Source organism: Citrobacter pasteurii (assembly GCF_019047765.1).
Taxonomy (GTDB): domain Bacteria; phylum Pseudomonadota; class Gammaproteobacteria; order Enterobacterales; family Enterobacteriaceae; genus Citrobacter; species Citrobacter pasteurii.
Map to the genome: position 1 here is coordinate 1987633 of NZ_CP077262.1, position 22971 is coordinate 2010603.

At 53.0% G+C, this 22971-nt stretch carries 22 protein-coding genes and 1 tRNA gene; 12 read left to right on the forward strand and 11 right to left on the reverse strand.

All coding sequences use genetic code 11. The features are described 5' to 3' along the window. Nucleotides 1-6 precede the first annotated feature (6 nt). From ccmA to I6L54_RS09585, 8 genes are all read left to right on the forward strand, one after another. A complete protein-coding gene (gene ccmA / locus I6L54_RS09550) occupies nucleotides 7-618 on the forward strand; it encodes a cytochrome c biogenesis heme-transporting ATPase CcmA (protein ID WP_040230582.1) in 612 nt (203 codons plus the stop codon). Then, entirely contained in the window at nucleotides 615-1274 is a 660-nt protein-coding gene (gene ccmB / locus I6L54_RS09555) for a heme exporter protein CcmB (protein ID WP_005129323.1), read from the forward strand. Before ccmA ends, ccmB begins: the two co-directional genes overlap by 4 nt. Before the next feature lie 88 nt (nucleotides 1275-1362). Then, on the forward strand, nucleotides 1363-2100 hold the full coding sequence (locus I6L54_RS09560) for a heme ABC transporter permease (protein WP_040230584.1): 738 nt from the start codon (nucleotides 1363-1365) through the stop codon (nucleotides 2098-2100). After that, on the forward strand, nucleotides 2097-2309 hold the full coding sequence (ccmD, locus tag I6L54_RS09565; protein WP_020996676.1) for a heme exporter protein CcmD: 213 nt from the start codon (nucleotides 2097-2099) through the stop codon (nucleotides 2307-2309). The genes I6L54_RS09560 and ccmD overlap by 4 nt, the downstream gene beginning before the upstream one ends. Next, nucleotides 2306-2785 carry a cytochrome c maturation protein CcmE gene (ccmE, locus tag I6L54_RS09570; RefSeq protein ID WP_005129319.1) on the forward strand — a complete coding sequence of 160 codons (480 nt, stop codon included), beginning with the start codon at nucleotides 2306-2308 and terminating at the stop codon, nucleotides 2783-2785. Before ccmD ends, ccmE begins: the two co-directional genes overlap by 4 nt. Further along, a complete protein-coding gene (locus I6L54_RS09575) occupies nucleotides 2782-4737 on the forward strand; it encodes a heme lyase CcmF/NrfE family subunit (protein ID WP_005129317.1) in 1956 nt (651 codons plus the stop codon). Before ccmE ends, I6L54_RS09575 begins: the two co-directional genes overlap by 4 nt. Beyond that, the gene (gene dsbE / locus I6L54_RS09580) at nucleotides 4734-5291 is read left to right on the forward strand and encodes a thiol:disulfide interchange protein DsbE (protein ID WP_040230589.1); all 558 of its coding nucleotides are present in this window, start codon (nucleotides 4734-4736) and stop codon (nucleotides 5289-5291) included. Before I6L54_RS09575 ends, dsbE begins: the two co-directional genes overlap by 4 nt. Further along, nucleotides 5288-6337, forward strand: a complete 1050-nt coding sequence (locus I6L54_RS09585; RefSeq protein ID WP_040230591.1) for a cytochrome c-type biogenesis protein CcmH — start codon at nucleotides 5288-5290, stop codon at nucleotides 6335-6337. Before dsbE ends, I6L54_RS09585 begins: the two co-directional genes overlap by 4 nt. Before the next feature lie 101 nt (nucleotides 6338-6438). Here the strand turns inward: I6L54_RS09585 and narP are convergent, their stop codons facing one another. The 4 genes from narP to I6L54_RS09605 form a co-directional block, all read right to left on the reverse strand. Beyond that, nucleotides 6439-7086, reverse strand: coding sequence for a nitrate/nitrite response regulator protein NarP (gene narP / locus I6L54_RS09590; RefSeq protein WP_040230593.1), 648 nt, complete (start codon nucleotides 7084-7086; stop codon nucleotides 6439-6441). 209 nt (nucleotides 7087-7295) lie between these two features. Then, a tRNA-Pro gene (locus I6L54_RS09595) sits at nucleotides 7296-7372 on the reverse strand. A 75-nt stretch (nucleotides 7373-7447) separates the two neighbouring features. Then, nucleotides 7448-9208, reverse strand: coding sequence for an LPS biosynthesis-modulating metalloenzyme YejM (gene yejM, locus I6L54_RS09600; protein WP_005129294.1), 1761 nt, complete (start codon nucleotides 9206-9208; stop codon nucleotides 7448-7450). A 31-nt stretch (nucleotides 9209-9239) separates the two neighbouring features. Further along, complete coding sequence (locus tag I6L54_RS09605) at nucleotides 9240-9467, reverse strand: YejL family protein (protein ID WP_003027506.1); 228 nt, start codon at nucleotides 9465-9467, stop codon at nucleotides 9240-9242. A gap of 134 nt (nucleotides 9468-9601) precedes the next feature. Here I6L54_RS09605 and yejK point away from each other — a divergent pair, with 134 nt between their 5' ends. After that, the gene (gene yejK, locus I6L54_RS09610) at nucleotides 9602-10609 is read left to right on the forward strand and encodes a nucleoid-associated protein YejK (RefSeq protein ID WP_005129293.1); all 1008 of its coding nucleotides are present in this window, start codon (nucleotides 9602-9604) and stop codon (nucleotides 10607-10609) included. Between the two features lie 120 nt (nucleotides 10610-10729). Here yejK and rplY read toward each other — a convergent pair whose 3' ends face one another. Both rplY and radD read right to left on the reverse strand, forming a co-directional pair. Next, complete coding sequence (gene rplY / locus I6L54_RS09615) at nucleotides 10730-11014, reverse strand: 50S ribosomal protein L25 (protein ID WP_005129291.1); 285 nt, start codon at nucleotides 11012-11014, stop codon at nucleotides 10730-10732. Nucleotides 11015-11138: 124 nt separating this feature from the next. Beyond that, complete coding sequence (gene radD / locus I6L54_RS09620) at nucleotides 11139-12899, reverse strand: DNA repair helicase RadD (RefSeq protein ID WP_040230594.1); 1761 nt, start codon at nucleotides 12897-12899, stop codon at nucleotides 11139-11141. Between the two features lie 151 nt (nucleotides 12900-13050). Between radD and rsuA the strand changes: the two genes are divergently transcribed. From rsuA to I6L54_RS09635, 3 genes are all read left to right on the forward strand, one after another. Then, nucleotides 13051-13758, forward strand: a complete 708-nt coding sequence (gene rsuA, locus I6L54_RS09625; protein ID WP_005129288.1) for a 16S rRNA pseudouridine(516) synthase RsuA — start codon at nucleotides 13051-13053, stop codon at nucleotides 13756-13758. 15 nt (nucleotides 13759-13773) lie between these two features. After that, the gene (locus I6L54_RS09630; protein ID WP_040230595.1) at nucleotides 13774-14964 is read left to right on the forward strand and encodes a Bcr/CflA family multidrug efflux MFS transporter; all 1191 of its coding nucleotides are present in this window, start codon (nucleotides 13774-13776) and stop codon (nucleotides 14962-14964) included. A 333-nt stretch (nucleotides 14965-15297) separates the two neighbouring features. After that, nucleotides 15298-15642, forward strand: coding sequence for a YejG family protein (locus I6L54_RS09635; RefSeq protein ID WP_087051313.1), 345 nt, complete (start codon nucleotides 15298-15300; stop codon nucleotides 15640-15642). 3 nt (nucleotides 15643-15645) lie between these two features. Here the strand turns inward: I6L54_RS09635 and yejF are convergent, their stop codons facing one another. The 5 genes from yejF to I6L54_RS09660 all read right to left on the reverse strand — a co-directional run bounded on the left by yejF (nucleotide 15646) and on the right by I6L54_RS09660 (nucleotide 22831). After that, on the reverse strand, nucleotides 15646-17235 hold the full coding sequence (yejF, locus tag I6L54_RS09640; RefSeq protein ID WP_005129280.1) for a microcin C ABC transporter ATP-binding protein YejF: 1590 nt from the start codon (nucleotides 17233-17235) through the stop codon (nucleotides 15646-15648). Between the two features lies 1 nt (nucleotide 17236). Continuing rightward, complete coding sequence (locus tag I6L54_RS09645) at nucleotides 17237-18262, reverse strand: ABC transporter permease (protein WP_005129278.1); 1026 nt, start codon at nucleotides 18260-18262, stop codon at nucleotides 17237-17239. Further along, entirely contained in the window at nucleotides 18262-19356 is a 1095-nt protein-coding gene (locus I6L54_RS09650) for a microcin C ABC transporter permease YejB (RefSeq protein ID WP_040230596.1), read from the reverse strand. Before I6L54_RS09650 ends, I6L54_RS09645 begins: the two co-directional genes overlap by 1 nt. Further along, complete coding sequence (locus tag I6L54_RS09655) at nucleotides 19357-21171, reverse strand: extracellular solute-binding protein (protein WP_040230598.1); 1815 nt, start codon at nucleotides 21169-21171, stop codon at nucleotides 19357-19359. A gap of 100 nt (nucleotides 21172-21271) precedes the next feature. Next, nucleotides 21272-22831 carry a cyclic di-GMP phosphodiesterase gene (locus I6L54_RS09660; protein WP_040230599.1) on the reverse strand — a complete coding sequence of 520 codons (1560 nt, stop codon included), beginning with the start codon at nucleotides 22829-22831 and terminating at the stop codon, nucleotides 21272-21274. Nucleotides 22832-22971 lie beyond the last annotated feature (140 nt).

Consider the following 22971-nt stretch of genomic DNA (forward strand, 5'->3'; position numbering starts at 1 on the left):
CCAGGTATGCTTGAAGCCAGAGAATTACTTTGCGAGCGGGATGACAGAATACTGTTCAGCGAGTTGTCATTTCGCGTCAACGCAGGGGAATGGGTACAAATTACCGGCAGCAACGGCGCAGGGAAAACCACTCTGCTGCGGTTGCTTACCGGGCTGGCGCGTCCCGATGCAGGGGAGGTTTGCTGGCAAGAGCAACCGCTGCATCACGTGCGGGACAGCTACCATCAACAATTGTTGTGGATCGGACATCAGCCGGGGATAAAAACCCGGCTTTCGGCGTTGGAGAATCTGCGGTTTTTCCATCACGATGGCGATTGTCTGGCGGCGCTGGCGCAGGCAGGGCTTGCCGGATATGAAGATATTCCGGTTAACCAACTCTCCGCCGGACAACAGCGGCGCGTGGCACTGGCCCGCCTCTGGCTGACCCGCGCGCGACTGTGGATCCTCGATGAACCCTTTACCGCCATTGATGTGAACGGCGTTGAGCGACTGACTCAGCGTATGGCGCAGCATACGGAGCAGGGCGGTATTGTTATTCTCACCACCCACCAACCGCTCAATGTCGAGACCGATAAAGTGCGACGCATTGCGCTGACCAGCGAGAGGGCAACGCAATGATGTGGCAAATCTTCCGTTTAGAACTGCGGGTTGCGTTTCGTCATAGTGCAGAGATCGCCAATCCGTTATGGTTCTTCCTGATCGTCATAACACTGTTCCCGCTCAGCATTGGGCCGGAGCCGCAGCTGCTGGCGCGTATTGCACCGGGCATTATCTGGGTTGCCGCATTGCTGGCCTCATTACTGGCGCTGGAACGTTTATTCCGGGATGACTTGCAGGATGGCAGCCTCGAACAATTGATGCTGCTGCCATTGCCGCTACCGGCAGTGGTGTTGGCGAAGGTGATGGCGCACTGGGTTGTGACCGGTTTGCCGCTGCTGATCCTCTCGCCGCTGGTGGCATTGCTGCTGGGTATGGATATGTATGGTTGGCAAATTATGGCGCTGACGTTGCTGCTTGGAACGCCGACGCTGGGTTTTCTCGGCGCACCGGGCGTAGGGTTGACGGTGGGTTTAAAGCGCGGTGGTGTGCTGTTGAGCGTGCTGGTACTCCCGTTAACCATTCCATTGTTGATTTTTGCGACCGCTGCGATGGACGCCGCCTCGATGCACTTACCCGTTGAGGGGTACATGGCGATTCTGGGCGCGTTGCTGGTAGGTAGCGCCACGCTAAGCCCGTTTGCCACGGCTGCAGCGTTACGTATCAGCGTGCAATAGCGCAGATATGACTTGTAGGCCGGACAAGGCGAAGCCGCCCTCCGGTAAAACGGACATTTACTAATTTACTGAGTCTGGTGACTGAACTATGTGGAAAACACTTCATCAACTGGCGATGCCCCCACGTCTCTATCAGGTCTGTGGCTGGTTTATTCCATGGCTGGCGATTGCCAGCGCAGTGGTACTGGTAACAGGATGGGTTTGGGGATTTGGCTTCGCGCCAGCGGATTATCAGCAGGGGCAGAGCTATCGCATCATCTATCTGCATGTCCCGGCGGCAATCTGGTCGATGGGCATTTACGCATCAATGGCGGTTGCCGCATTTATCGGCCTGGTCTGGCAGATGAAAATGGCTAATCTGGCGCTGGCTGCGATGGCGCCCATTGGTGCAGTGTTCACCTTTATTGCGCTGGTGACGGGTTCCGCATGGGGCAAACCGATGTGGGGAACCTGGTGGGTCTGGGATGCCCGTCTCACCTCTGAACTGGTGCTGCTGTTTCTCTACGTTGGTGCCATTGCGCTGTGGCATGCCTTTGATGACCGCCGTCTGGCGGGGCGCGCTGCCGGCATTCTGGTGCTAATTGGCGTGGTCAACTTACCGATTATTCACTACTCGGTCGAGTGGTGGAACACGTTGCACCAGGGGTCGACCCGCATGCAGCAAAGTATTGATCCGGCAATGCGCGCGCCGCTGCGTCTGGCGATCGTCGGCTATCTGCTCCTGTTTGTCACGCTGGCGCTGATGCGCATGCGTAACCTGATTTTGATGATGGAAAAACGCCGCCCGTGGGTGAGCGAACTGATCTTAAAAAGAGGCCGCCAATGACCCCTGCATTTGCATCATGGAGTGATTTTTTCGCGATGGGCGGTTACGCCTTATATGTCTGGCTGGCTGTGGCCATGAGCGTAATTCCGTTGGTGGTGCTGGTGCTGCATTCTGCACTACAGCATCGCGCGATTTTGCGCGGGGTGGCGCAACAACGGGCGCGGGAAGCCCGCATGCGTGCAGCGCAAGTGCAACGGGAGGCGGCGTGAATATTCGACGTAAAAATCGGCTATGGATAGCCTGTGCGGTGCTGGCGGGTCTGGCTTTGACCATCACGTTGGTGCTCTATGCGCTGCGTTCCAATATCGATTTGTTCTATACGCCGGGAGAAATACTCTACGGCAAGCGTGAAACTCAGCAGATGCCGGAAGTCGGTCAACGCCTGCGCGTTGGCGGAATGGTTATGCCGGGTAGTGTGAAGCGCGACCCGCAGTCGCTGAAAGTTAACTTCAGCATCTATGACGCCGAAGGCGTGGTGGATGTGACTTATGAAGGTATCCTGCCGGACCTGTTCCGTGAAGGGCAGGGCGTCGTTGTTCAGGGAGAGCTGGATCAGGGGAATCATGTGCAGGCCAAAGAGGTTCTGGCCAAACATGATGAAAATTACACCCCGCCGGAAGTCGAAAAAGCGATGCAGGAGAACCACCGTCGCCCGGAAAGTGTTTATAAGGATAAAACGTCATGATGCCTGAAATTGGCAATGGGCTGTTGTGTCTTGCGCTTGGCGTTGCATTACTGCTGTCGGTCTATCCGCTGTGGGGCGTAGCGCGTGGCGATGTCCGGATGATGGCCTCTGCGCGCCCCTTTGCCTGGGTGTTGTTTATCTGTGTGATGGGTGCGTTTCTGGTGCTGGTAAACGCATTTGTGGTCAATGACTTTACCGTGACCTATGTCGCCAGCAATTCCAATACGCAACTTCCGGTCTGGTATCGCGTCGCCGCGACATGGGGCGCGCATGAAGGCTCATTGTTGTTGTGGGTGTTGCTGATGAGCGGCTGGACGTTCGCGGTGGCGCTGTTCAGCCAGCGGATGCCGCTGGATATCGTCGCCCGCGTACTGGCGGTGATGGGCATGGTCAGCGTTGGCTTCCTGCTGTTTATCCTGTTTACTTCCAATCCGTTTGCCCGCACGTTGCCAGATTTTCCTATTGAAGGCCGCGACCTGAATCCGCTGTTGCAGGATCCGGGGCTGATCTTCCATCCGCCGTTGCTGTACATGGGTTATGTCGGTTTCTCCGTGGCGTTTGCCTTTGCCATTGCCGCGTTGATGAGCGGCCGACTGGACAGCACCTTCGCCCGTTTTTCGCGTCCGTGGACGCTGGCGGCGTGGGTGTTTCTGACGCTGGGTATTGTGCTCGGTTCTGCCTGGGCATACTACGAACTGGGCTGGGGCGGTTGGTGGTTCTGGGATCCGGTAGAGAACGCATCGTTTATGCCGTGGCTGGTGGGGACTGCGCTGATGCACTCGCTGTCAGTGACCGAACAACGCGCCAGCTTTAAAGCCTGGACGTTACTGCTGTCAATCTGTGCCTTCTCGCTCTGTTTACTGGGGACGTTCCTGGTGCGTTCGGGGGTATTGGTTTCGGTGCACGCTTTCGCCTCTGACCCGTCACGCGGGATGTTCATTCTTGCCTTTATGGTACTGGTTATCGGTGGTTCCCTGCTGCTGTTTGCAGTGCGCGGTCACAAGGTTCGCTCGCGGGTGAATAACGCGCTGTGGTCGCGTGAATCGCTGTTGCTGGGTAATAACGTGCTGCTGATTGCTGCGATGCTGGTGGTGCTGTTGGGTACGCTGCTGCCATTGGTGCACAAACAGCTGGGACTGGGCAGTATTTCGATTGGCGAGCCGTTCTTCAACACTATGTTTACCTGGCTGATGGCGCCGTTTGCGCTATTGCTGGGGATTGGGCCACTGGTGCGCTGGGGACGTGACCGACCGCGTAAGCTGAAAACGCTACTGATTGTCGCGTTTGTTACCACGCTGGTACTGTCCGTGCTGCTACCGTGGCTGTTTGAGGATCGCGTTGCGGCGATGACCGTCGTGGGTATGGCGATGGCGTGCTGGATTTTTGTGCTGGCGATGTCCGAAGCGTTCCTGCGCATTTCGCGCGGCACGAAGTTGACGCCGAGCTACTGGGGCATGGTTTCAGGTCACGTAGGACTGGCTGTTACCATCGTCGGTATTGCCTTTAGCCAGAACTACAGCGTTGAACGTGATGTGCGCATGAAGGCGGGCGATAGCGTCAGCATCCATGATTATCAGTTCACTTTCCGCGAAGTAAAAGATATTACCGGACCTAACTACCGGGGGGGCGTGGCCGTGATTGGTGTTACCCGTGACGGCAAGCCGGAAGCAACGCTGCATGCGGAAAAACGCTTTTACAACAGCACCAGTTCAATGATGACCGAAGCGGCGATCGATGGCGGACTGACGCGTGACCTGTACGCGGCATTAGGCGAAGAGCTGGACAACGGCGCGTGGGCAGTGCGTCTGTACTATAAACCGTTTATTCGCTGGATTTGGGCCGGAGGGTTGCTGATGGCGCTGGGCGGGTTGTTCTGCCTGTTTGATCCACGCTATCGCCAGCGCATGCGTCCTCGCGCTGCGGTGCAAAAAAACGCGTCGGAGGCTGTATGAAGCGCAACGCACTGTTAATCCCGTTTATTATTTTTCTCATCATTGCGGCGGCGCTGCTGTGGCAGTTAGCGCGTAACGCGCAGGGGGACGACCCGACGAATCTGGAATCGGCGCTGATTGGCAAACCCGTTCCAACATTCCGCCTCGAATCGCTGGAAAATCCGGGCCAGCATTATCAGGCCGATGTGCTGACGCAGGGCAAACCGGTATTGCTGAACGTCTGGGCGACCTGGTGTCCGACCTGTCGTGCTGAGCACCAGTATCTGAACCAGCTGTCGGCACAAGGCGTGCGGGTCGTTGGGTTGAACTATAAAGACGATCGTCAGAAAGCCATTGTCTGGCTGAAAGAGCTGGGCAATCCATATGCGCTGAGCCTGTTTGACGGCGACGGGATGCTTGGTCTGGATCTTGGGGTGTACGGCGCGCCGGAAACGTTCCTGATCGACGGGAAAGGCATTATTCGCTACCGCCATGCTGGTGATTTAAACGCCAGGGTGTGGGCAAGCGAGATCAAACCGTTATGGGACAAGTACAGTAAGGAGGCTGCGCAATGAGATTTTTACTGGGCCTGCTGATGCTGGTTATCTCGGGATCCGCTCTGGCGACTATCGACGTGATGCAGTTTAAGGACGAAGCGCAGGAGCAGCAGTTCCGCCAGCTTACCGAACAACTGCGTTGTCCTAAATGTCAGAACAACAGCATTGCTGACTCTAACTCAATGATTGCCACCGATCTGCGTCAGAAGGTTTACGAACTGATGCAGGAAGGAAAAAGCCAGAAAGAAATTGTCGATTACATGGTGGCGCGCTACGGCAACTTCGTGACTTACGATCCGCCGTTGACGCCGCTGACCGTGCTGCTGTGGGTGATGCCCGTTGTGGCAATTGGTCTGGGGGGTTGGATTATTTTTGCCCGTTCACGCCGTCGTGTACGAGTGAAGCAGGAAGAATTTCCTGATGATATTACCCCCGACGGCAAACGCGGTGGATTAGGACTCTTTATACCCGGCGTTATCGTGGCGCTGGTGGTGGGTGCGGTGAGCTATTACCAAACCGGCAGTTATAAGCAGGTTAAGGTCTGGCAGCAGGCGACGGCACAGGCTCCGGCGTTGCTGGAGCGGGCGTTAGATCCAAAGGCTGAACCGCTGAATGAAGAGGATATGGCGCGTCTGGCGTTGGGATTACGCACTCGGCTGCAAACCGATGCCGGGAACGTTGAAGGCTGGATCATGCTTGGGCGCGTAGGCATGGTTCTCGGTAATGCCAGTACGGCGACTGAAGCGTATGCCAATGCCTACCGACTGGATCCGAAAAACAGCGATGCCGCGCTGGGCTACGCGGAAGCGCTGACCCGTTCTTCCGATCCAGATGATAACCGTCGGGGAGGGGAGCTGCTACGCCAGTTGGTGCGCGGCGAACATGCCAACGTGCGGATTCTCAGCATGTACGCGTTTAATGCTTTCGAACAGCAACGCTTCGGCGAGGCGGTTGCGGCGTGGGAGATGATGCTGAAATTATTGCCCGCCAATGATACCCGTCGGGCGGTAATTGAGCGCAGTATCAAACAGGCGATGGAGCAGCTAACGCCGCAGGAGAAGTAAGAGTGGAAGATGCCGGATGGCGACGCAAAGCGTCTTATCCGGCCTACTGATGCACGTGACTTGTAGGCCCGATAAGCGTAGCGCCATCGGGCAATATCTGATTACTGCATGCCGCGTGTTTGTAAAAACAGGATGGTGGCGGCAACGCGAGAGCGGACGTTAAGTTTTCGCAACAGGTTGCGGATATGCACTTTCACCGTTTGCTCGGAAATATTCAGTACAGATGCAATCTGTTTATTCGATAATCCCTGAGCCAGTTCATGTAACACGTCCAGCTCGCGTTCGGTGAGTACGCTGAACGGATCTTCCTCGGCGCCAAACAGTTCCCGTTCCCGCAGATAATCGCTGACGCGTTGGCTAAAGGCTTTACCTCCTTTTGCGCCAGCGCGAATGGCTTCCAGCAGGACTTCAGGATCGCTGTCTTTAAGTAAATAGCCATCCGCGCCGGCATCAATTAAGGCATACACATCGCTGGCGGCATCCGAAACGGTAAGAATAATAATTTGCGCTGTGACGCCATCCCGGCGCAGCGCATTCAGGGTGTCCAGTCCGCTCATGCCTTTCATATTGAGATCGAGCAGGATCACATCAATGTCCAGACGGTTTGCCAAATCGATAGCGCTCGCACCGTCGCCGGCTTCGGCAACTACGTCAAATGCGCTATCCAGCTGCAGTAATTGACTGATTCCTCGCCGCATGAGTGGGTGGTCATCAACAATCAGCACCCGAAAAGGCGTTGCTTCAGGCATACTATTCTCCTGAGTTTTTATTAGTATCATTATTGTTTTCAGCGCATCAATCGTCCAGATTCAATACGCTGATGAGAGGATAAATTTTACCCCAATTTGTGCATGGGTAAGTAGTAAAACCTGTGCTGAAGGCCGGGGTAATAATAGGGATTGCTAAATCTCAGGCATAAAAAAACCAACCGTAGAAGGTTGGTTTTTTTGGGGAATTTTGGTCGGCACGAGAGGATTTGAACCTCCGACCCCCGACACCCCATGACGGTGCGCTACCAGGCTGCGCTACGTGCCGACACTTATGGCTGCTAATACTACTGCTTTCCACCACGAATGCAAGAGGATGGACTGCTAACTGATTTATAATTAATCAGTTAGCGATAAATCGTTTCTCATCCGTCAGCACTTGCAGCAGCAAACTTAGCTGCGGTTTCTGATCTTTAATTTTCTCGCCGCGTAAATTATAGGTCTGGTAATTACCGTTGTTATTAAGCACCAGCGTCATCTCTGGTGTGGTAATGGCCATGGTGCTGCTGTCAGCTGCCGTGACCCAGTAATGGCGGCGTGTTGCATTAAACAAATCCTGACCCTGTGAGTACTCGCTTGCTGGGGTACTGACGTGGAGCAGGCGCTGCATCAGTGTTGTCATCAGGTCAGTATGATCGGTCAGACTATTAATACGCTGCGCAGGTGTTCCCGGCCAGTGAATAACCAGAGGCACCTGTAGATGGCCACGTGACCAGGCAAAGTTATTCTCTTCCTGCGTCAGCGGCACGCCCCGACCTGCGGTAATAATGACCACCGTATTGTTCAGCTTCCCGGAATCACGCAGTGCGCTGAGAATACGGTTGATGTTGGCATCCACATCTTGCGCCGCGCTGGCGTAGCGTTTGGCAAAATTCTTCTGGTTGCTGTCATCAAGGTTCGTCCCGTTAAAGGAGACCCACGAGAACCAGCGGTTATCTTCTTGCGCGTAGCGTCCCAGCCAGTTAATCCACTGGCTTGCGGTTTGTTCGTCAGATTGCGTTTGTACGCTTGGCATCGAGAAATCTGACAGTAGCGCCTGGCGATAAAGCGGGCTGGTAAAGCCATCCGAGGAGAATAGCCCTAACTGATAACCCTGCTGGTTCAGCGCGGAAATCAGCGCCGCAGGCGTTCGGGTCGATAAAATGCCATCCATGTAGCTTGGTGAGACGCCGTAGAACAGGCCGAAAATACCGTTATCCGTGGTGTTGCCGGAGCTCATGTGACGCGTAAAGGAGATGTTCTGCCCGGCAAATTCTGCCAGTGCAGGCATCTGCTGTTCAAAGCGCGAGTAGTTCAGACCGTCAACGGTGATCAGCAGGACGTTCTGGCCGGTGCCCATATCGCGATAGCGCAGTTCGCTAAGCGGGTACTGCACGGAAACTGCTTCCGGATTCCCCTGTTCGATCAGGCGACGCTGATACTCTTGCGCATCCAGCAGACCATGTTTTTCCAGGAACTTACGCGCCGTCATCGGATAGGAGAGCGGCAGGTTTGCGCGCTGCATGGTAACCGGGCGATAGAAATTGGCATCTGCCCAGATATACATCACGTGCGAGGCGATAAAGCAAATGAAGAAGAATGCGGCTAACGGTTTGGCAAAATGGCGGCGACGCGTCAGGCTGCGCAGTTTCTGCCAGCTCCAGGTCGCAAACAGCATTTCGATTAGCAGAATGATTGGCACGCTGATAAACATCAGTTGCCAGTCGCGGGCCGCTTCATTCTGGTCAGGGTTAATGACCAGCTCCCAGACGATGGGGTTGAGATGCAGGTGGAAGCGGGTGAACACTTCGCTGTCGATCAACAACAGCGTCATGCCTGCTGTCGCCAGAATCGCTGATAAGAATCGCATCAGCCTCTGGGACATGACGATAAACGTCAGAGGAAACAGGATTAGCAGATAGGTGGCAAACACCAGGAAGCTAAAATGCCCGACAACGCTCAGGTAAGAATAAACACGCCCTGCAAGCGTTGTCGGCCAGTCGGCGACAAACAGGTAACGGCTACCGAGTACCATGGCCAACAGAATGTTGAACAAGGCAAACCAGTGCCCCCAGCTAACCATCTGGGAGACTTTCTCACGGTAGCGCTGACGATGAGTTACCATAAACTGTTGTTCGTTTCCCCGGAGCAGGCTCTTAGTGCGCTTGGTCGTCGTTTACCGAAGACTGCAATGCGCGGGCAAAAGAGTTCGCAATCGCCTGGCGCTGGGCCGGTGCGATGCTTGTATTGATAAGGTTAGTCACCATATTTCCCAAAACCATCAGGGAAAGATCGGTTGGTGCCTTATGTTTTTCCAGTACGTTGAGCATCTCATTCAGTAATTGTTCAACGTGTTCGTCACTATAGCGGGAAATTTGTGGCATAAATCGAAATCAGTCTGTTCATGAAAGGGCAACATATTACCGTACAGACAGTTTTTTTTCTGCTTTTTTATCTTCTATTGCGTCACTGCCCGGCAGGTGGTTGAATACCGCCCGGTCTAAAAGGAGAGTTTATCATGAGTCTGGATATCAACCAGATTGCCCTGCACCAGCTTATCAAACGTGACGAGCAGAATCTTGAGCTGGTCTTGCGCGATTCATTACTGGAACCGACAGCGACGGTTGTCGAGATGATGGCTGAGTTGCACCGGGTGTATAGCGCCAAGAATAAAGCCTATGGCCTGTTTAGCGAAGAGAGCGAGCTGGCGCAAACGCTGCGCTTACAGCGCCAGGGTGAAGAGGATTTTCTGGCTTTTAGTCGTGCTGCGACCGGGCGTTTGCGGGACGAGCTGGCGAAATATCCTTTTGCTGACGGCGGTATTGTCCTGTTCTGCCATTACCGTTATCTGGCGGTAGAGTATCTGCTGGTCGCCGTGCTGAACAATTTAAGCAGCATGCGCGTCAATGAAAATCTGGATATCAACCCGACGCACTATCTGGATATCAATCATGCGGATATCGTCGCGCGTATTGATTTAACCGAGTGGGAAACCAACCCGGAGTCCACGCGCTATCTGACGTTCCTGAAAGGGCGGGTCGGGCGTAAAGTTGCCGATTTCTTTATGGATTTCCTCGGCGCCAGCGAAGGTCTGAATGCCAAAGCGCAAAACCGTGGCCTGCTGCAGGCGGTCGATGACTTTACTGCCGAGGCGCAGCTCGATAAAGCTGAACGCCAGAACGTGCGTCAGCAGGTGTACAGCTACTGCAATGAACAGCTACAAGCCGGTGAAGAGATCGAGCTGGAGTCGCTGTCCAAAGAGCTTTCCGGCGTCAGTGAAGTTAGCTTCAGCGAATTTACCGCTGATAAAGGTTACGAGCTGGAAGAGAGCTTCCCTGCGGATCGCAGTACGCTGCGTCAGTTAACCAAATTTGCCGGCAGCGGCGGTGGGTTAACCATCAACTTCGACGCCATGCTACTGGGTGAACGTATTTTCTGGGATCCGGCTACAGATACTTTGACCATCAAAGGTACGCCGCCGAACCTGCGTGACCAACTGCAGCGTCGCACGTCGGGCGGGAAATAAAACCGTTTGCCGGGTGAGAGCGTAAACGCCTTATCCGGTCGACGAGAACCATCAGTATCGATTACAAAATCCCATAAAAAAACCCCGCCTTGGCGGGGTTTTTCTTCAACTTGTTTGCGATTACGCGCGAACGAAGTCGATGTGAGACAGCTTCGGCTTGAACGGGTGACGCTGTACAGCCTGAGCTTTAACTTTAACTTCTTTACCGTCAACAACGATGGTCAGAACTTCGCTGTAGAATTCAGCTTTAGCTTGCATGTTCATAACTGCATCGTGATCCAGTTCGATAGCAACCGGGGCTTCTGCGCCACCGTAGATGATTGCCGGGAACTTGTTAGCGGCACGCAGGCGGCGGCTCGCACCCTTACCCTGCTCTTTACGTACTTCAGCGTTGATAGTAAACATTTAAATCTCTCTTTAATAATTCCTGCTACAGGCGACCCAGCAACAGGTAAGTGATCTGCTTTGCGTATGCAAAAGCGGGCGAGATTCTATACTCAAACGGCTGGTACATCAATCAAAAGTACGATTAACCGCGTAATTCATGTGCCCGCCGGAAACGACCTTCGTAATCAAAGACCTTTTCACGCACCTGCCAGTACTGACCTTTCATGCGCGCCACCACGAAATCAGGATGACGTAACAGTGCCTGCTGGGCGAGGATATCAGCGGCGGTTATCCAGCGTAAGGGAATGCCAGGCGTTCGGGTGTGCGGGCGAATAAACAGTTGCTCGAAGGCTGTACGCTGCGCGGGAGTATGCAGGCGAAAGCGTTCGCTGACGTCGGCGCCATCTTCATCGTAATAGGTAATTTTTAGCCATTCGCCTTTTTCATCCTGACCATTTTGTAGCGCCATCCCGCTGCAGCGCAGAACCAGCGCATCTTTAAGCCTGAGCGCGGCTTTCAGCATGTCATCCGGGTCAACCAGTACTGTGTCGCACTCGCGGCAGCGGCGGGCGGCGATGTCATTTTCCGCGTTGCACTGCGGGCAGTTTTTAAAACGGAAACGAAAATCGCACTGTTCGCGATGGCCGTCATCATCTTCAAACCATCCCTGACAGCGGCGGCCAAAGTGCTCAATCAGCGTGCCGTCGGCCGTTGTTTTGCCCCAGAAGGTGTTGGCAAAGCCGCAGGCAGGACAGAACACCTGTACCGGAACGTTGTCACTTTTTCCTTTCGGCGCACCCACTTCCGGGGCGTACAGATCGTGCGGGTTGCCAGCGTAATCGAGGATCAGACAGTCGGTTTTCCCCGGCGCCAGGCGCAACCCACGACCGACAATTTGTTGGTAAAGGCTAACTGACTCGGTCGGGCGCAGAATGGCGATAAGGTCGACGTGCGGGGCATCGAAGCCAGTGGTCAGGACCGACACATTCACCAGATAGCGAAAGCGCTGCGCTTTGAAGTCTTCGATTAATACATCACGTTCCGATCCCGGTGTCTCTCCGGTGATAAGTGCGGCATCATCAGCGGGCAGCAGGCCGACAATCTCTTTGGCGTGCTCAACGGTAGCGGCGAAAATCATTACCCCTTTGCGCGTCTGAGCAAACTCGACAATCTGACTGATGATATGCGGTGTTATGCGTTGTTGTTTTTTCAGCTCCTTATTAAGGTCGGCTTCACTGAACAGGCCATTACTCTGCGCCTGCAGGCGGCTGAAATCATATTGTACGACCGGCATATCGAGGCGTTCCGGCGGCGTCAGATAACCGTGCTTAATCATGTAGCGCAGCGGCAATTCATAAATGCAATCGCGAAATAACGCTTTTTCATCGCCGCGTACCATTCCGTGATAATGGAAATGATAAATCCAGCCTTTGCCCAAACGAAAAGGCGTGGCGGTAAGCCCGAGCAGTCGTAAGTGGGGATTTACGTTGGTCAGGTGAGTGAGGATTTGCTGATACTGACTCTCTTCATCATCGCCAATGCGATGGCATTCATCGACGATAAGCAGGGAGAATTCTCCCTGAAAGGCATCCAGATTACGCGCCACCGACTGTACGCTGCCAAATACCACTTTCCCGTGGCTCTCTTTACGCTTCAGACCTGCCGCAAAAATATCGGCTTCCAGCCCCAGAGCGCAGTACTTGGCATGATTCTGCGCGACCAGCTCTTTGACGTGCGCCAGCACCAATACGCGCCCACGTGCAACCCGCGCCAGTTCAGCAATCACCAGGCTTTTGCCTGCGCCTGTGGGGAGGACGATAACTGCCGGAGTGCGGTGATGGCGAAAATGGTTGAGCGTGGCATCCACGGCTTCTTTTTGGTAAGGACGAAGAGTAAAAATCATGGGCTCACAATATGTAACAGTCTCGCGTATAGTATGCCACGAATCTTTTTCCCTTGAGGGAAGTTGTTAGCTCGTTATACTGAGCGGAAAACGGCTCCACTTTTCGGGCATAACGCCCGATTTCCGTATTGTTACAGGCAAAATCACACTCATGCGACTTGATAAATTTATCGCTCAGCAACTCGGCGTCAGCCGCGCTATTGCCGGGCGTGAGATCCGTGGTAACCGTGTTACCGTCGACGGCGAAATCGTCAGAAATAGCGCTTTTAAGCTGCTGCCAGAACATGACGTTGAATATGACGGCAATTCTCTGGTTCAACAGACTGGCCCACGCTATTTTATGCTGAATAAGCCTCAGGGCTATGTTTGCTCCACGGATGACCCGGATCACCCGACGGTGCTCTATTTTCTTGATGAGCCTGTCGCGCACAAACTGCATGCGGCAGGGCGTCTGGATATCGACACCACCGGACTGGTGCTGATGACCGATGACGGACAGTGGTCGCATCGGATCACTTCGCCACGCCACCATTGTGAGAAAACCTATCTGGTGACGCTGGAATCGCCGGTGGCAGATGATACCGCTGAACAGTTTGCCCATGGTGTACAGTTGCATAATGAGAAAGACCTGACCAAACCGGCCGTGCTGGAAGTCATTACGCCAACTCAGGTGCGCTTGACCATCAGCGAAGGGCGCTATCATCAGGTTAAACGTATGTTTGCCGCCGTGGGTAACCACGTTGTGGAACTGCACCGCGAACGGATTGGTGACATCAGGCTTGATGATGATCTGGCACCGGGTGAATACCGTCTTTTGACCGAAGAAGAAATCGCCAGCGTTAACTTAACCCCGCGTTAATTTCAGGAGCTAAATGTGACCACCCGGCAGAACTCGTCAATTGCCATTGTCTTTATCCTTGGCTTGTTAGCCATGTTGATGCCGTTGTCGATTGATATGTATCTTCCGGCGCTGCCAGTTATCTCTGAACAGTTTGGTGTGCCAGCAGGTAGCGCGCAAATGACCCTCAGTACCTATATTCTGGGGTTCGCGGTGGGGCAGTTGATCTATGGTCCGATGGCCGACAGCATCGGGCGTAAACCGGTGATACTGGGCGGGACGCTGGTGTTTGCGGCGGCGGCAGTGGCCTGCGCGCTGGCGCAAACCATCGATCAACTGATCGTGATGCGTTTCTTCCACGGCCTGGCGGCCGCGGCGGCGAGCGTGGTTATCAACGCCCTGATGCGTGATATCTATCCGAAAGAAGAGTTTTCGCGCATGATGTCATTCGTCATGCTGGTGACGACAATTGCGCCATTAATGGCGCCGATTATCGGTGGCTGGGTGTTGGTGTGGCTGAGCTGGCACTACATCTTTTGGATCCTCGCCGTGGCGGCTATTCTGGCGTCGGTGATGATCCTTACGCTGATCAAAGAGACCTTGCCCGTTGAGCGTCGTCAGCCGTTTCGCTTGCGTACTACTCTGGGCAACTTTGCCTCGCTGTTTCGCCACAAGCGCGTCCTGAGTTACATGCTGGCCAGTGGGTTCAGCTTTGCCGGGATGTTCTCATTCCTGAGCGCCGGACCTTTTGTCTACATTGAGATCAACCACGTTTCACCGCAGAATTTCGGCTATTACTTCGCGCTGAATATTGTGTTCCTGTTCGTGATGACCATCATCAACAGCCGCTTTGTTCGGCGGGTTGGTGCACTAAATATGTTCCGTACTGGCCTGTGGATCCAGTTTGTGATGGCGGGCTGGATGGTATTCAGCGCGCTATTCGGGATTGGATTCTGGGCACTGGTTGTCGGTGTTGCGGCGTTTGTAGGCTGTGTGTCGATGGTGTCATCCAACGCCATGGCGGTGATTCTCGATGAATTCCCACATATGGCGGGAACGGCGTCATCGCTGGCAGGAACGTTCCGCTTCGGTATTGGTGCCATCGTTGGGGCGCTGTTATCTCTGGCAACCTTTAACTCAGCCTGGCCAATGATTTGGTCGATTGCATTTTGCGCCACCAGCTCAATTCTCTTCTATCTCTACGCCAGTCGCGCCAAAAAACGGTGATCTATTACACAACCTGGGGGTCATAAGGCCTCCGGAGTTGATGTATATCAACCGCAAATCTATCATTTTCCCCGCTTATGTTTATTTTATGTAAAATCAATTTATGTAAAAAGTCACATCATTGTAGTTAAAAAGGTTGAGTTAGATCGCAGAAACGAGTACATATAGCGCGGAAACATGCCTGAACCGTTGAATAAATTTAAATAGTGGATTCGGAAAGCGGCATAAAGACTGGGTGTAAACGTTTACCAACTGTCTAAAGACGTATTGTCAATGATGTGTTAATATTGATGTAAAATAATTGTGAAGTGATTGTGCTTCCAGGGAAAGAAAGTGATGACATTACAACTCTCAATCGTTCATCGTCTGCCGCAGTGCTATCGTTGGTCGGTGGGTTTCGCAGGTTCAAAGGTTGAACCGATTCCGCACAACGGTCAGAGCAATGAGAACAGCCTGGTGGCCCTCAAATTGCTTAGCCCTGATGGTGACAGTGCGTGGTCAGTCATGCATAAACTCAGCCAGGCACTTAGCGATATTGAAGTTCCTTGTTCCGTACTGGAATGTGAAGGGGAACCGTGCCTGTTTGTGAATCGCCAGGATGAGTTTGCCGCGACCTGCAGGCTGAAAAATTTCGGCGTGGCCATCGCAGAACCGTTTTCAAACAACAATCCGTTTTGAGCGTCAGCTTAGCGCGAGCAACTGACGCGTATAGGCCTGTTGTGGCGCGTTAAATACGTGCTCGCATTGCCCCTGTTCCACGACTTCTCCCTGCCGCAACACAATTACCTGATGGCATAGCGCACGTACAACGTGCAAATCATGGCTGATAAAAATATAAGCCAGGCGATGCTTTTCCTGTAAGGACTTTAACAGCGTGAGGATTTGCGCCTGTACGGTTCTGTCGAGCGAGGATGTCGGCTCATCCAGAATGATCAGCGAGGGTTTCAGAATCAATGCCCTGGCAATGGCTATGCGCTGGCGTTGACCACCGGAAAACTCTGCAGGATAACGATGGCGGGTTTCGCTATCGAGTCCGACTTCAGCCATCACTGCTTTTACCTGCGCTTCACGCTGTTCAGCGGAAAGCGTTGGCTGGTGAACGCGCAATCCCTCTTCAATAATTTGTAATACGCTCAAACGCGGATTCAGTGAAGAGTTGGGATCCTGAAAGACCACCTGAATGCGGTGGCGTATTGGCAACAGTTGGCGACGATTTAAGGTATGCAGCGCCAGACCATCGAACACAATACTGCCTTGTGATGTGATTAATCGCAGCAGCGCCAGACCGGTGGTACTTTTCCCGGATCCTGATTCGCCCACCAGTCCCAGTGTTTCACCGGGTCTGAGGGTAAAACTGACGTTGTTAACCACCACGTTATGATCCACCACGCGCTTGAGGATACCTTTGCGTACAGGAAAGGCGACCCTGAGCCCATTCACTTCCAGTAATGGCGGTTGTCCGGCGGGTAAAGGGACTGGATCGCCGGAGGGTTCGCTATTTAACAGTTTCTGTGTGTAGGAATGGGTTGGTGCGGCAAGCAGTGGCTCGACACGGTTTTGTTCAACGCATTGACCGTTCTGCATGACGGCAATGGAATCGGCCAGCTTTCTCACGATGCTGAGATTATGAGTGATAAACAGCAATCCCATGTTCAGCTCACGCTGCAACTCCCGCAGCAGTTGCAAAATTTGCGCCTGCACAGAGACATCCAGCGCGGTTGTGGGTTCGTCGGCAATTAGCAGCTCCGGGCGGGTTAACAGCGCCATAGCAATCATTACGCGCTGGCGCTCACCGCCGGAAAGCTGGTGCGGATAATCTGTAAGGCGTTTCGCTGCATGGCGAATGCCTACACGATCCAGACAGGTCAGAATTTCTGCCCGTGCGGCTTCCCGACGCATTCCCCTATGCAAAGACAGGACTTCATAGAGCTGTTTTTCAAGGTTATGCAATGGGTTCAACGACACCATTGGTTCCTGGAAAATCATGGCGATTTTATTTCCCCGTACACCGCGAAGCGTCTGCTCGTTAGCGTGAAGTAATGATGCACCGTGAAAGCGGATATCACCGGAGAGGTACACCGCGGGCGGCGTGGGTAACAGACGCAACACCGAAAGCGCGGTGACGCTTTTACCTGAACCGGATTCACCCACCAGCGCCAGCGTTTGCCCGGCATCAACGCGCAAAGAGAGTGTATTGACTACAGTGCGTACGCTATCTTGTTGACGAAAACCGACTGATAAATTCTCAATAGCTAACAGAGGTTGTGTCATCTTAAATCGCCTTATTGGGATCAAATGCGTCGCGTACCGCTTCACCAATAAAGATCAGTAGCGATAATAGCAGGGCAACGGAGATGAACGCGGTGATGCCAAGCCACGGCGCCTGCAGGTTGTTTTTACCCTGTAACAGGAGTTCTCCCAGCGATGGCGAGCCAAGCGGTAAGCCAAACCCAAGAAAATCCAGCGAGGTAAGGGTCGTTATCGAGGCGCATAAAATAAACGGTAAAAAGGTCAGGGCGGCAACCATCGCATTCGGTAGCATATGGCGCAGAATAATACTGCGATCGCTAACCCCGAGCGCTTGCGCTGCGCGAATGTAATCAAAGTTTCGGGTGCGCAGAAATTCCGCGCGTACCACGCCAACCAGGCTCATCCAGCCAAACAGCACGGTGATAGCTAATAGCCACCAGAAGTTAGGTTGAACGACGCTGGATAGCAAAATAATCAGAAACAGCGTTGGCATACCGGACCACACTTCGATGAACCGTTGTCCCCACAGGTCTACCTTACCGCCATAATAGCCCTGTAGCGCGCCGGCCATCACCCCCATGACGCTGGAACACAGGGTCAGCATCAAGCCAAACAGAATTGAGATGCGGGTGCCGTAAAGGATACGCGCCAGCACGTCACCACCATTTGCGTCAGTACCCAGCCAGTTTTGCGCAGAGGGGGGAGAGGGGAAGGGCTTATCGGTGGCAAAGTTGATGCTGGTAGCGCCGAACCGGATGGGGGCCCATAGTATCCAACCCCGGCTCTCCAGACGGTGTTGCAGCCACGGATCCTGATAATCAGCCTTTGTTGCTAACGGGCCGCCGAAATCGCTCTCACTGTAGTTTTTAACCAGAGGGAAATACCAGCTGTCGTCATAGCGTACCAACAGCGGCTTATCATTAGCGATCAGCTCGGAACACATGCTCAGGCCAAACAACACCAAAAAAATCCATAATGACCAGTAGCCGCGGCGGTTATGACGAAAACGCGCCCAGCGGGCCTGATTGACGGGGCTTAATCGCGACATTAGCGTCCCTCAAAATCAATACGAGGATCGACCAACGTATAGCTGATATCACTGAGGATATTGAGCAACAGGCCGATCAGGGTGAAGATGTAGAGTGTGCCGAACATCACCGGGTAGTCGCGCGATACGGTAGATTCATACCCCAGTAATCCCAGACCATTAAGTGAAAACATCACTTCAATCAGCAGTGAACCGGTGAAAAACATACTGATAAATGTGGCGGGAAATCCTGCGATTACCAGCAACATGGCATTGCGGAACACATGCTTCCATAGAATATTTTTCTCACTAACGCCTTTGGCACGCGCAGTAACGACATATTGCTTACGTACCTCATCCAGAAATGAGTTTTTAGTCAGCATGGTCAGCGCGGCGAACCCACCCACCACGGTTGCCAGCACTGGCAGAGTAATGTGCCACAGATAATCGGTAATTTTTTGATACCATGGCAGGGCGTCAAAGTTAGCGGACACGAGCCCACGTAGCGGGAACAGGTCGTAATAGCTGCCCCCGGCAAAAAAAACGATCAGCAAAATGGCAAACAGAAAGGCCGGAATGGCATAGCCAATAATAATAAATGCGCTGCTCCAGACATCAAACCGGCTGCCATTGTGAACCGCTTTGCGGATCCCAAGCGGTATCGACACCAGATAGATGATAAGCGTACTCCACAGCCCCAGGGTAACGGACACCGGGAGGCTGTCTTTGATTAGCGTAAGAACAGAGGCGCTGCGGAACAGACTGTCGCCAAAATCAAAACGGATATAGTCCCAGAGCATCTTGAAATAGCGTTCATGAATGGGTTTATCGAATCCGTAGCGACGGGTAATTTCCGCAATAACCTCCGGGTCAAGGCCCCGACCGCCACGGTAGTTACTGTCGCTGATATTCCCAACGCCGGTTTGCGCGTGGCTGGCGCGAACACCTTCGCTGCCCGCACCGGGCAACGCACCGCTTTGTCCGAACTCAATGGCGGCGACGGCCTGCTCAACAGGACCGCCAGGTGCTATCTGTACGATAAAAAAGTTGATAGTAATGATGGCCCAGAGCGTGGGGATCACCAGCAGCAGACGTCGAATCAGATAAGCACCCATTTATTCTCCCTGCCGTCTGGCTGCGGGCAGTTTCGCCGCTTTGTTGACGTCATACCACCAGTTGTCGATGCCAATGGTATAAATCGGGCGGATAGCCGGATGCGAAAACTTATCCCACCAGGCGATACGATCTTCTGCCATGTACCACATCGGCAACATGTAGTAGTTCCAGGTTAATACCCGGTCCAGTGCCCGCCCCAACGGGATCAGTTTGGCTTTATTCCCTTGTGCGGCAATGATCTGGCTAATCAGTTTATCAATGACCGGGCTTTGCACACCGGGCGCGTTATAGCTGGAGTCTATATATTCAGAGGCCCACAGAATTTGCAGGTCTGAGCTTGGCCACGGCATTGCGCGATAGAGCCTGGGCATCATGTCATAGTCACGGCTGCGCAAACGGTTAGTGATTTGCGAGTTATCGACCTGGCGGATATTCATCGTAATACCTAACCGTTGCAGGTTGTGCTGGAATGGCAATACCCACTGGCTGTTGCTGCCTGCCGGGAGTAATAACTCGAAGGTCAGCGGTTTACCGCTGGTGATATTTATCCGTTGTTGTCCTTTTAGTATCCATCCCGCCTGTTGGAGTAACGTATCGGCTTTCAACAGGTTTTCACGATCGTAGCCATCGCCTTTCGACATCGGTGGTTGATAGATTTGACTGAAGACTTCCGGTGGCAGCTCTTTTTTCAATGGCGCGAGGATCACCAGTTCATCCGCATCGGGATAACCTCTGGCTGCATACTCGGTGTTCTGGAAATAGCTGTTTGTCCGACTCCAGGCATTATAAAACAGGGCCTTATTCATCCATTCGAAATCGAAGGCCAGCGTAATCGCTTCCCGTACACGTCGGTCACTAAACATTGGACGTTGAATATTAAAGGCTAACCATCGAGTGTCCTGCGCGGACTCATTCTTTTGTTGGTCTTTGATAATGTAATGATTGGCGAAATTCTTACCGGTATAACGGGTTGCCCAATTTTTTGCATCGTTTTCAAGTCGCAGGTCGAACGCTCCAGCCTTAAATGCTTCAAAAGCGACGTTATCATCTAAATAGTAATCGTAGCGGAGGGTATCAAAGTTCCAGCGCCCGCGATTGACGGGCAGGTTTGCCGCCCAATAATCTTTAACGCGCGAATAAACAATGTACTGTCCCATTTTCCATTGACTGATGCGATAAGGGCCGCTGGCAAGTGGTGGAGACGACAAGGGGTCGCTGAGCTTGTGATCTTTCCAGTACTTTTCGGGCATAACGGGTAAGGAAAACAGGCTGAGCATATCCTCTTTACCCGGTTTGGCGAGTTCAATTCGCACTGTTAACGGGGCAATTGCCTTTACCGTTGTTCCTTTGTAGACCAGACGAAACTGCGGTACGCCTTCGGTCATAAATTTATGGAAGGTGAATTCGACATCGCGTGCGGTAATGGGTGAACCATCGTGAAAACGGGCCCGCGGATTAATCGCGATTTCTACCCACGAGTAATCATCGGCGTAACGCGCTCTGTCAGCGATGAGCGGGTAGTAGCTGCCGGGTTCGTCATCCGAGGTGGTAAACAGCGTATCGTAGAGCGTTTCGGTGCGTGCGCCAGGGTTGCCGCGCATCGAGTAGCGGTTGAAGTTGTCGAAGGTACCAAGGGCAGAGAGGGTGAGCTGCCCGCCTTTAGGGGCTGCGGGGTTAACATAATCAAAGTGATTAAAATTAAACGCGTACTTGGGGTCGCCCAACACGGCAAAGGCGTAGCTTTCTTTGATGGATTGGGCATGAACGTTAAACCCGATAAGGGCGATAAACAGAAGCAGTACGCGAGGAATCATATCACAGAGGTTTCCTTTTCCTGTCACAACCCGACAGGCTTCTTGCCTGAGAAATAGCGGTTGGGATGGCGAATGAAAATATATAAATCGCCTGGTGCGATCACCACGTTGGCTTATCGGATTGCGCCATCCAACGTACAAAATCATCAAGCACTAATGGGCGGCTGATCCAGTATCCCTGGAAGAAATGAACCCCGCGATCGCGCAGCCATCGGGCTTGCTCAGGCGTTTCTACCCCTTCGGCAACCGTCAGCATATTAAGACGCTTAGACAGTGTCAACACCGCATCCAGTACCGGAGACGTTAGCGTTTCTGTCCCAATAGCGTTGATAAATCCTCGGTCGATTTTCAGATAGTCAACGGTAAAGCGTTCCAGATAAATGAGTGCGCTATGGCCGGTGCCGAAATCATCAATGGCAATTTCGAATCCGGCAGCGTGTAGCCATTCAAATAACTTTGATGCTTCATGCTGATTGAGCATATCGCGTTCGGTGATTTCGAGTACAACCTGGAAATGGTGTGGCGGCAGGGAGGCGTTCAGGCGCTGAATATCGTCTTTAAAGCTCTCACCATGCAGGTGCGTTGGGGCGATGTTGAGCCCGAGCTTTGCGCCTTGCGGTAACTCTTTTTTTAATGCGGGGGCATCACGGGCCACCAGTTTGAACAGATGCTGCGTCAGCGGCACGATCATTTGCTGTGATTCAGCGTAGTGAATAAACGCATCTGGCGGGATCTCACCTGTTGTCGGGTGGCGCCAGCGTAACAATACTTCTACGCCTTTTACTTCCAGCGTCTGCATTTCAACGACCGGTTGGTAGACCACATAAAACTGATCGTGCTTGATAGCGTTGAGAATATCCTTTCCCGGGCGTAAACGAACGGCGTAGTTGTAGTACCACAAAAGCAACCCGGTCATGATCCCGGCCATACATCCCAACATGACGGCATACCAGACGTCAGTGTACGTCCACTCTTGCGCGTATAGCCGGATCTTCATCGGGATCCCTTTCAGCGTTGTCTGGCGCCAGGTGGTTTCCGGAAGCGCGGAAACGTCCATCAGTTGGGATGAAAATGTCGTGATAGCGGTATCACCAACAATAATTGCAAGACCGTCAAAATCATCTTCTCGGGCGGTATAGAGCAGGTAAGGCGCCAGATTGATATTCAGTGAGGAAAACACGCCACTATTCTTAAATGAAGGATTCCGCTGCCAAATCATGATCGCTGGATTGTCCGGCATCATCGGGGTACCGGACAGTAATTCCACATCGATATTTTGCTTGAGATCCAGCTTCGGAACCAGCGACAGAATAGGCGAGTCCATCGCGCCAGTTGCGGAGGAGCAGAAAGCAATACCATCTTTTACCAATAAAAAAGCGCGTACATTGAGGTTAAACGCTGCGCTGGCGGTCAGCCTGGCGGCAACTTGTTGGCAATTGTATGAGACCAGCGGCTGCAGGGAATCTGTTGTGCTTTTGAGGTCTGAGAGGTAACTGCTGATGTAAGAATCGATATCGGAAAGAAGCGTTTCGTACTTAACATCTCGTTTGTGCCAGGTGGCAACAAACTGCAGGGTGCTGACAAGTACCGCGACGACTACCCCCGTAAAAATACAGGTAAAAAGGACATTTCGACTGGAAGATGAGGGACGTCTGAACATAGTTCCTTATGTTTACCTGGGGTATTTGCTTATTATTAAACTGCTTGATCTGTAAAACTATAACCTGGATTGATTCGTATGGTGAGATTTTTCTTAAATATAGCGCAACGCAAAAAGCACTGCCGAAGCAGTGCTTTTGA

Excerpts from the sequence above, each read along its gene's own strand:
- ccmA (WP_040230582.1), top strand. The coding sequence starts at position 7 with ATGCTTGAAGCCAGAGAATTACTTTGCGAGCGGGATGACAGAATACTG.
- ccmB (WP_005129323.1), top strand. The coding sequence starts at position 615 with ATGATGTGGCAAATCTTCCGTTTAGAACTGCGGGTTGCGTTTCGTCAT.
- I6L54_RS09560 (WP_040230584.1), top strand. The coding sequence starts at position 1,363 with ATGTGGAAAACACTTCATCAACTGGCGATGCCCCCACGTCTCTATCAG.
- ccmD (WP_020996676.1), top strand. The coding sequence starts at position 2,097 with ATGACCCCTGCATTTGCATCATGGAGTGATTTTTTCGCGATGGGCGGT.
- I6L54_RS09575 (WP_005129317.1), top strand. The coding sequence starts at position 2,782 with ATGATGCCTGAAATTGGCAATGGGCTGTTGTGTCTTGCGCTTGGCGTT.
- dsbE (WP_040230589.1), top strand. The coding sequence starts at position 4,734 with ATGAAGCGCAACGCACTGTTAATCCCGTTTATTATTTTTCTCATCATT.
- I6L54_RS09585 (WP_040230591.1), top strand. The coding sequence starts at position 5,288 with ATGAGATTTTTACTGGGCCTGCTGATGCTGGTTATCTCGGGATCCGCT.
- narP (WP_040230593.1), bottom strand. The coding sequence starts at position 7,086 with ATGCCTGAAGCAACGCCTTTTCGGGTGCTGATTGTTGATGACCACCCA.
- yejM (WP_005129294.1), bottom strand. The coding sequence starts at position 9,208 with ATGGTAACTCATCGTCAGCGCTACCGTGAGAAAGTCTCCCAGATGGTT.
- I6L54_RS09605 (WP_003027506.1), bottom strand. The coding sequence starts at position 9,467 with ATGCCACAAATTTCCCGCTATAGTGACGAACACGTTGAACAATTACTG.
- yejK (WP_005129293.1), top strand. The coding sequence starts at position 9,602 with ATGAGTCTGGATATCAACCAGATTGCCCTGCACCAGCTTATCAAACGT.
- rplY (WP_005129291.1), bottom strand. The coding sequence starts at position 11,014 with ATGTTTACTATCAACGCTGAAGTACGTAAAGAGCAGGGTAAGGGTGCG.
- radD (WP_040230594.1), bottom strand. The coding sequence starts at position 12,899 with ATGATTTTTACTCTTCGTCCTTACCAAAAAGAAGCCGTGGATGCCACG.
- rsuA (WP_005129288.1), top strand. The coding sequence starts at position 13,051 with ATGCGACTTGATAAATTTATCGCTCAGCAACTCGGCGTCAGCCGCGCT.
- yejF (WP_005129280.1), bottom strand. The coding sequence starts at position 17,235 with ATGACACAACCTCTGTTAGCTATTGAGAATTTATCAGTCGGTTTTCGT.
- I6L54_RS09645 (WP_005129278.1), bottom strand. The coding sequence starts at position 18,262 with ATGTCGCGATTAAGCCCCGTCAATCAGGCCCGCTGGGCGCGTTTTCGT.
- I6L54_RS09650 (WP_040230596.1), bottom strand. The coding sequence starts at position 19,356 with ATGGGTGCTTATCTGATTCGACGTCTGCTGCTGGTGATCCCCACGCTC.
- I6L54_RS09655 (WP_040230598.1), bottom strand. The coding sequence starts at position 21,171 with ATGATTCCTCGCGTACTGCTTCTGTTTATCGCCCTTATCGGGTTTAAC.
- I6L54_RS09660 (WP_040230599.1), bottom strand. The coding sequence starts at position 22,831 with ATGTTCAGACGTCCCTCATCTTCCAGTCGAAATGTCCTTTTTACCTGT.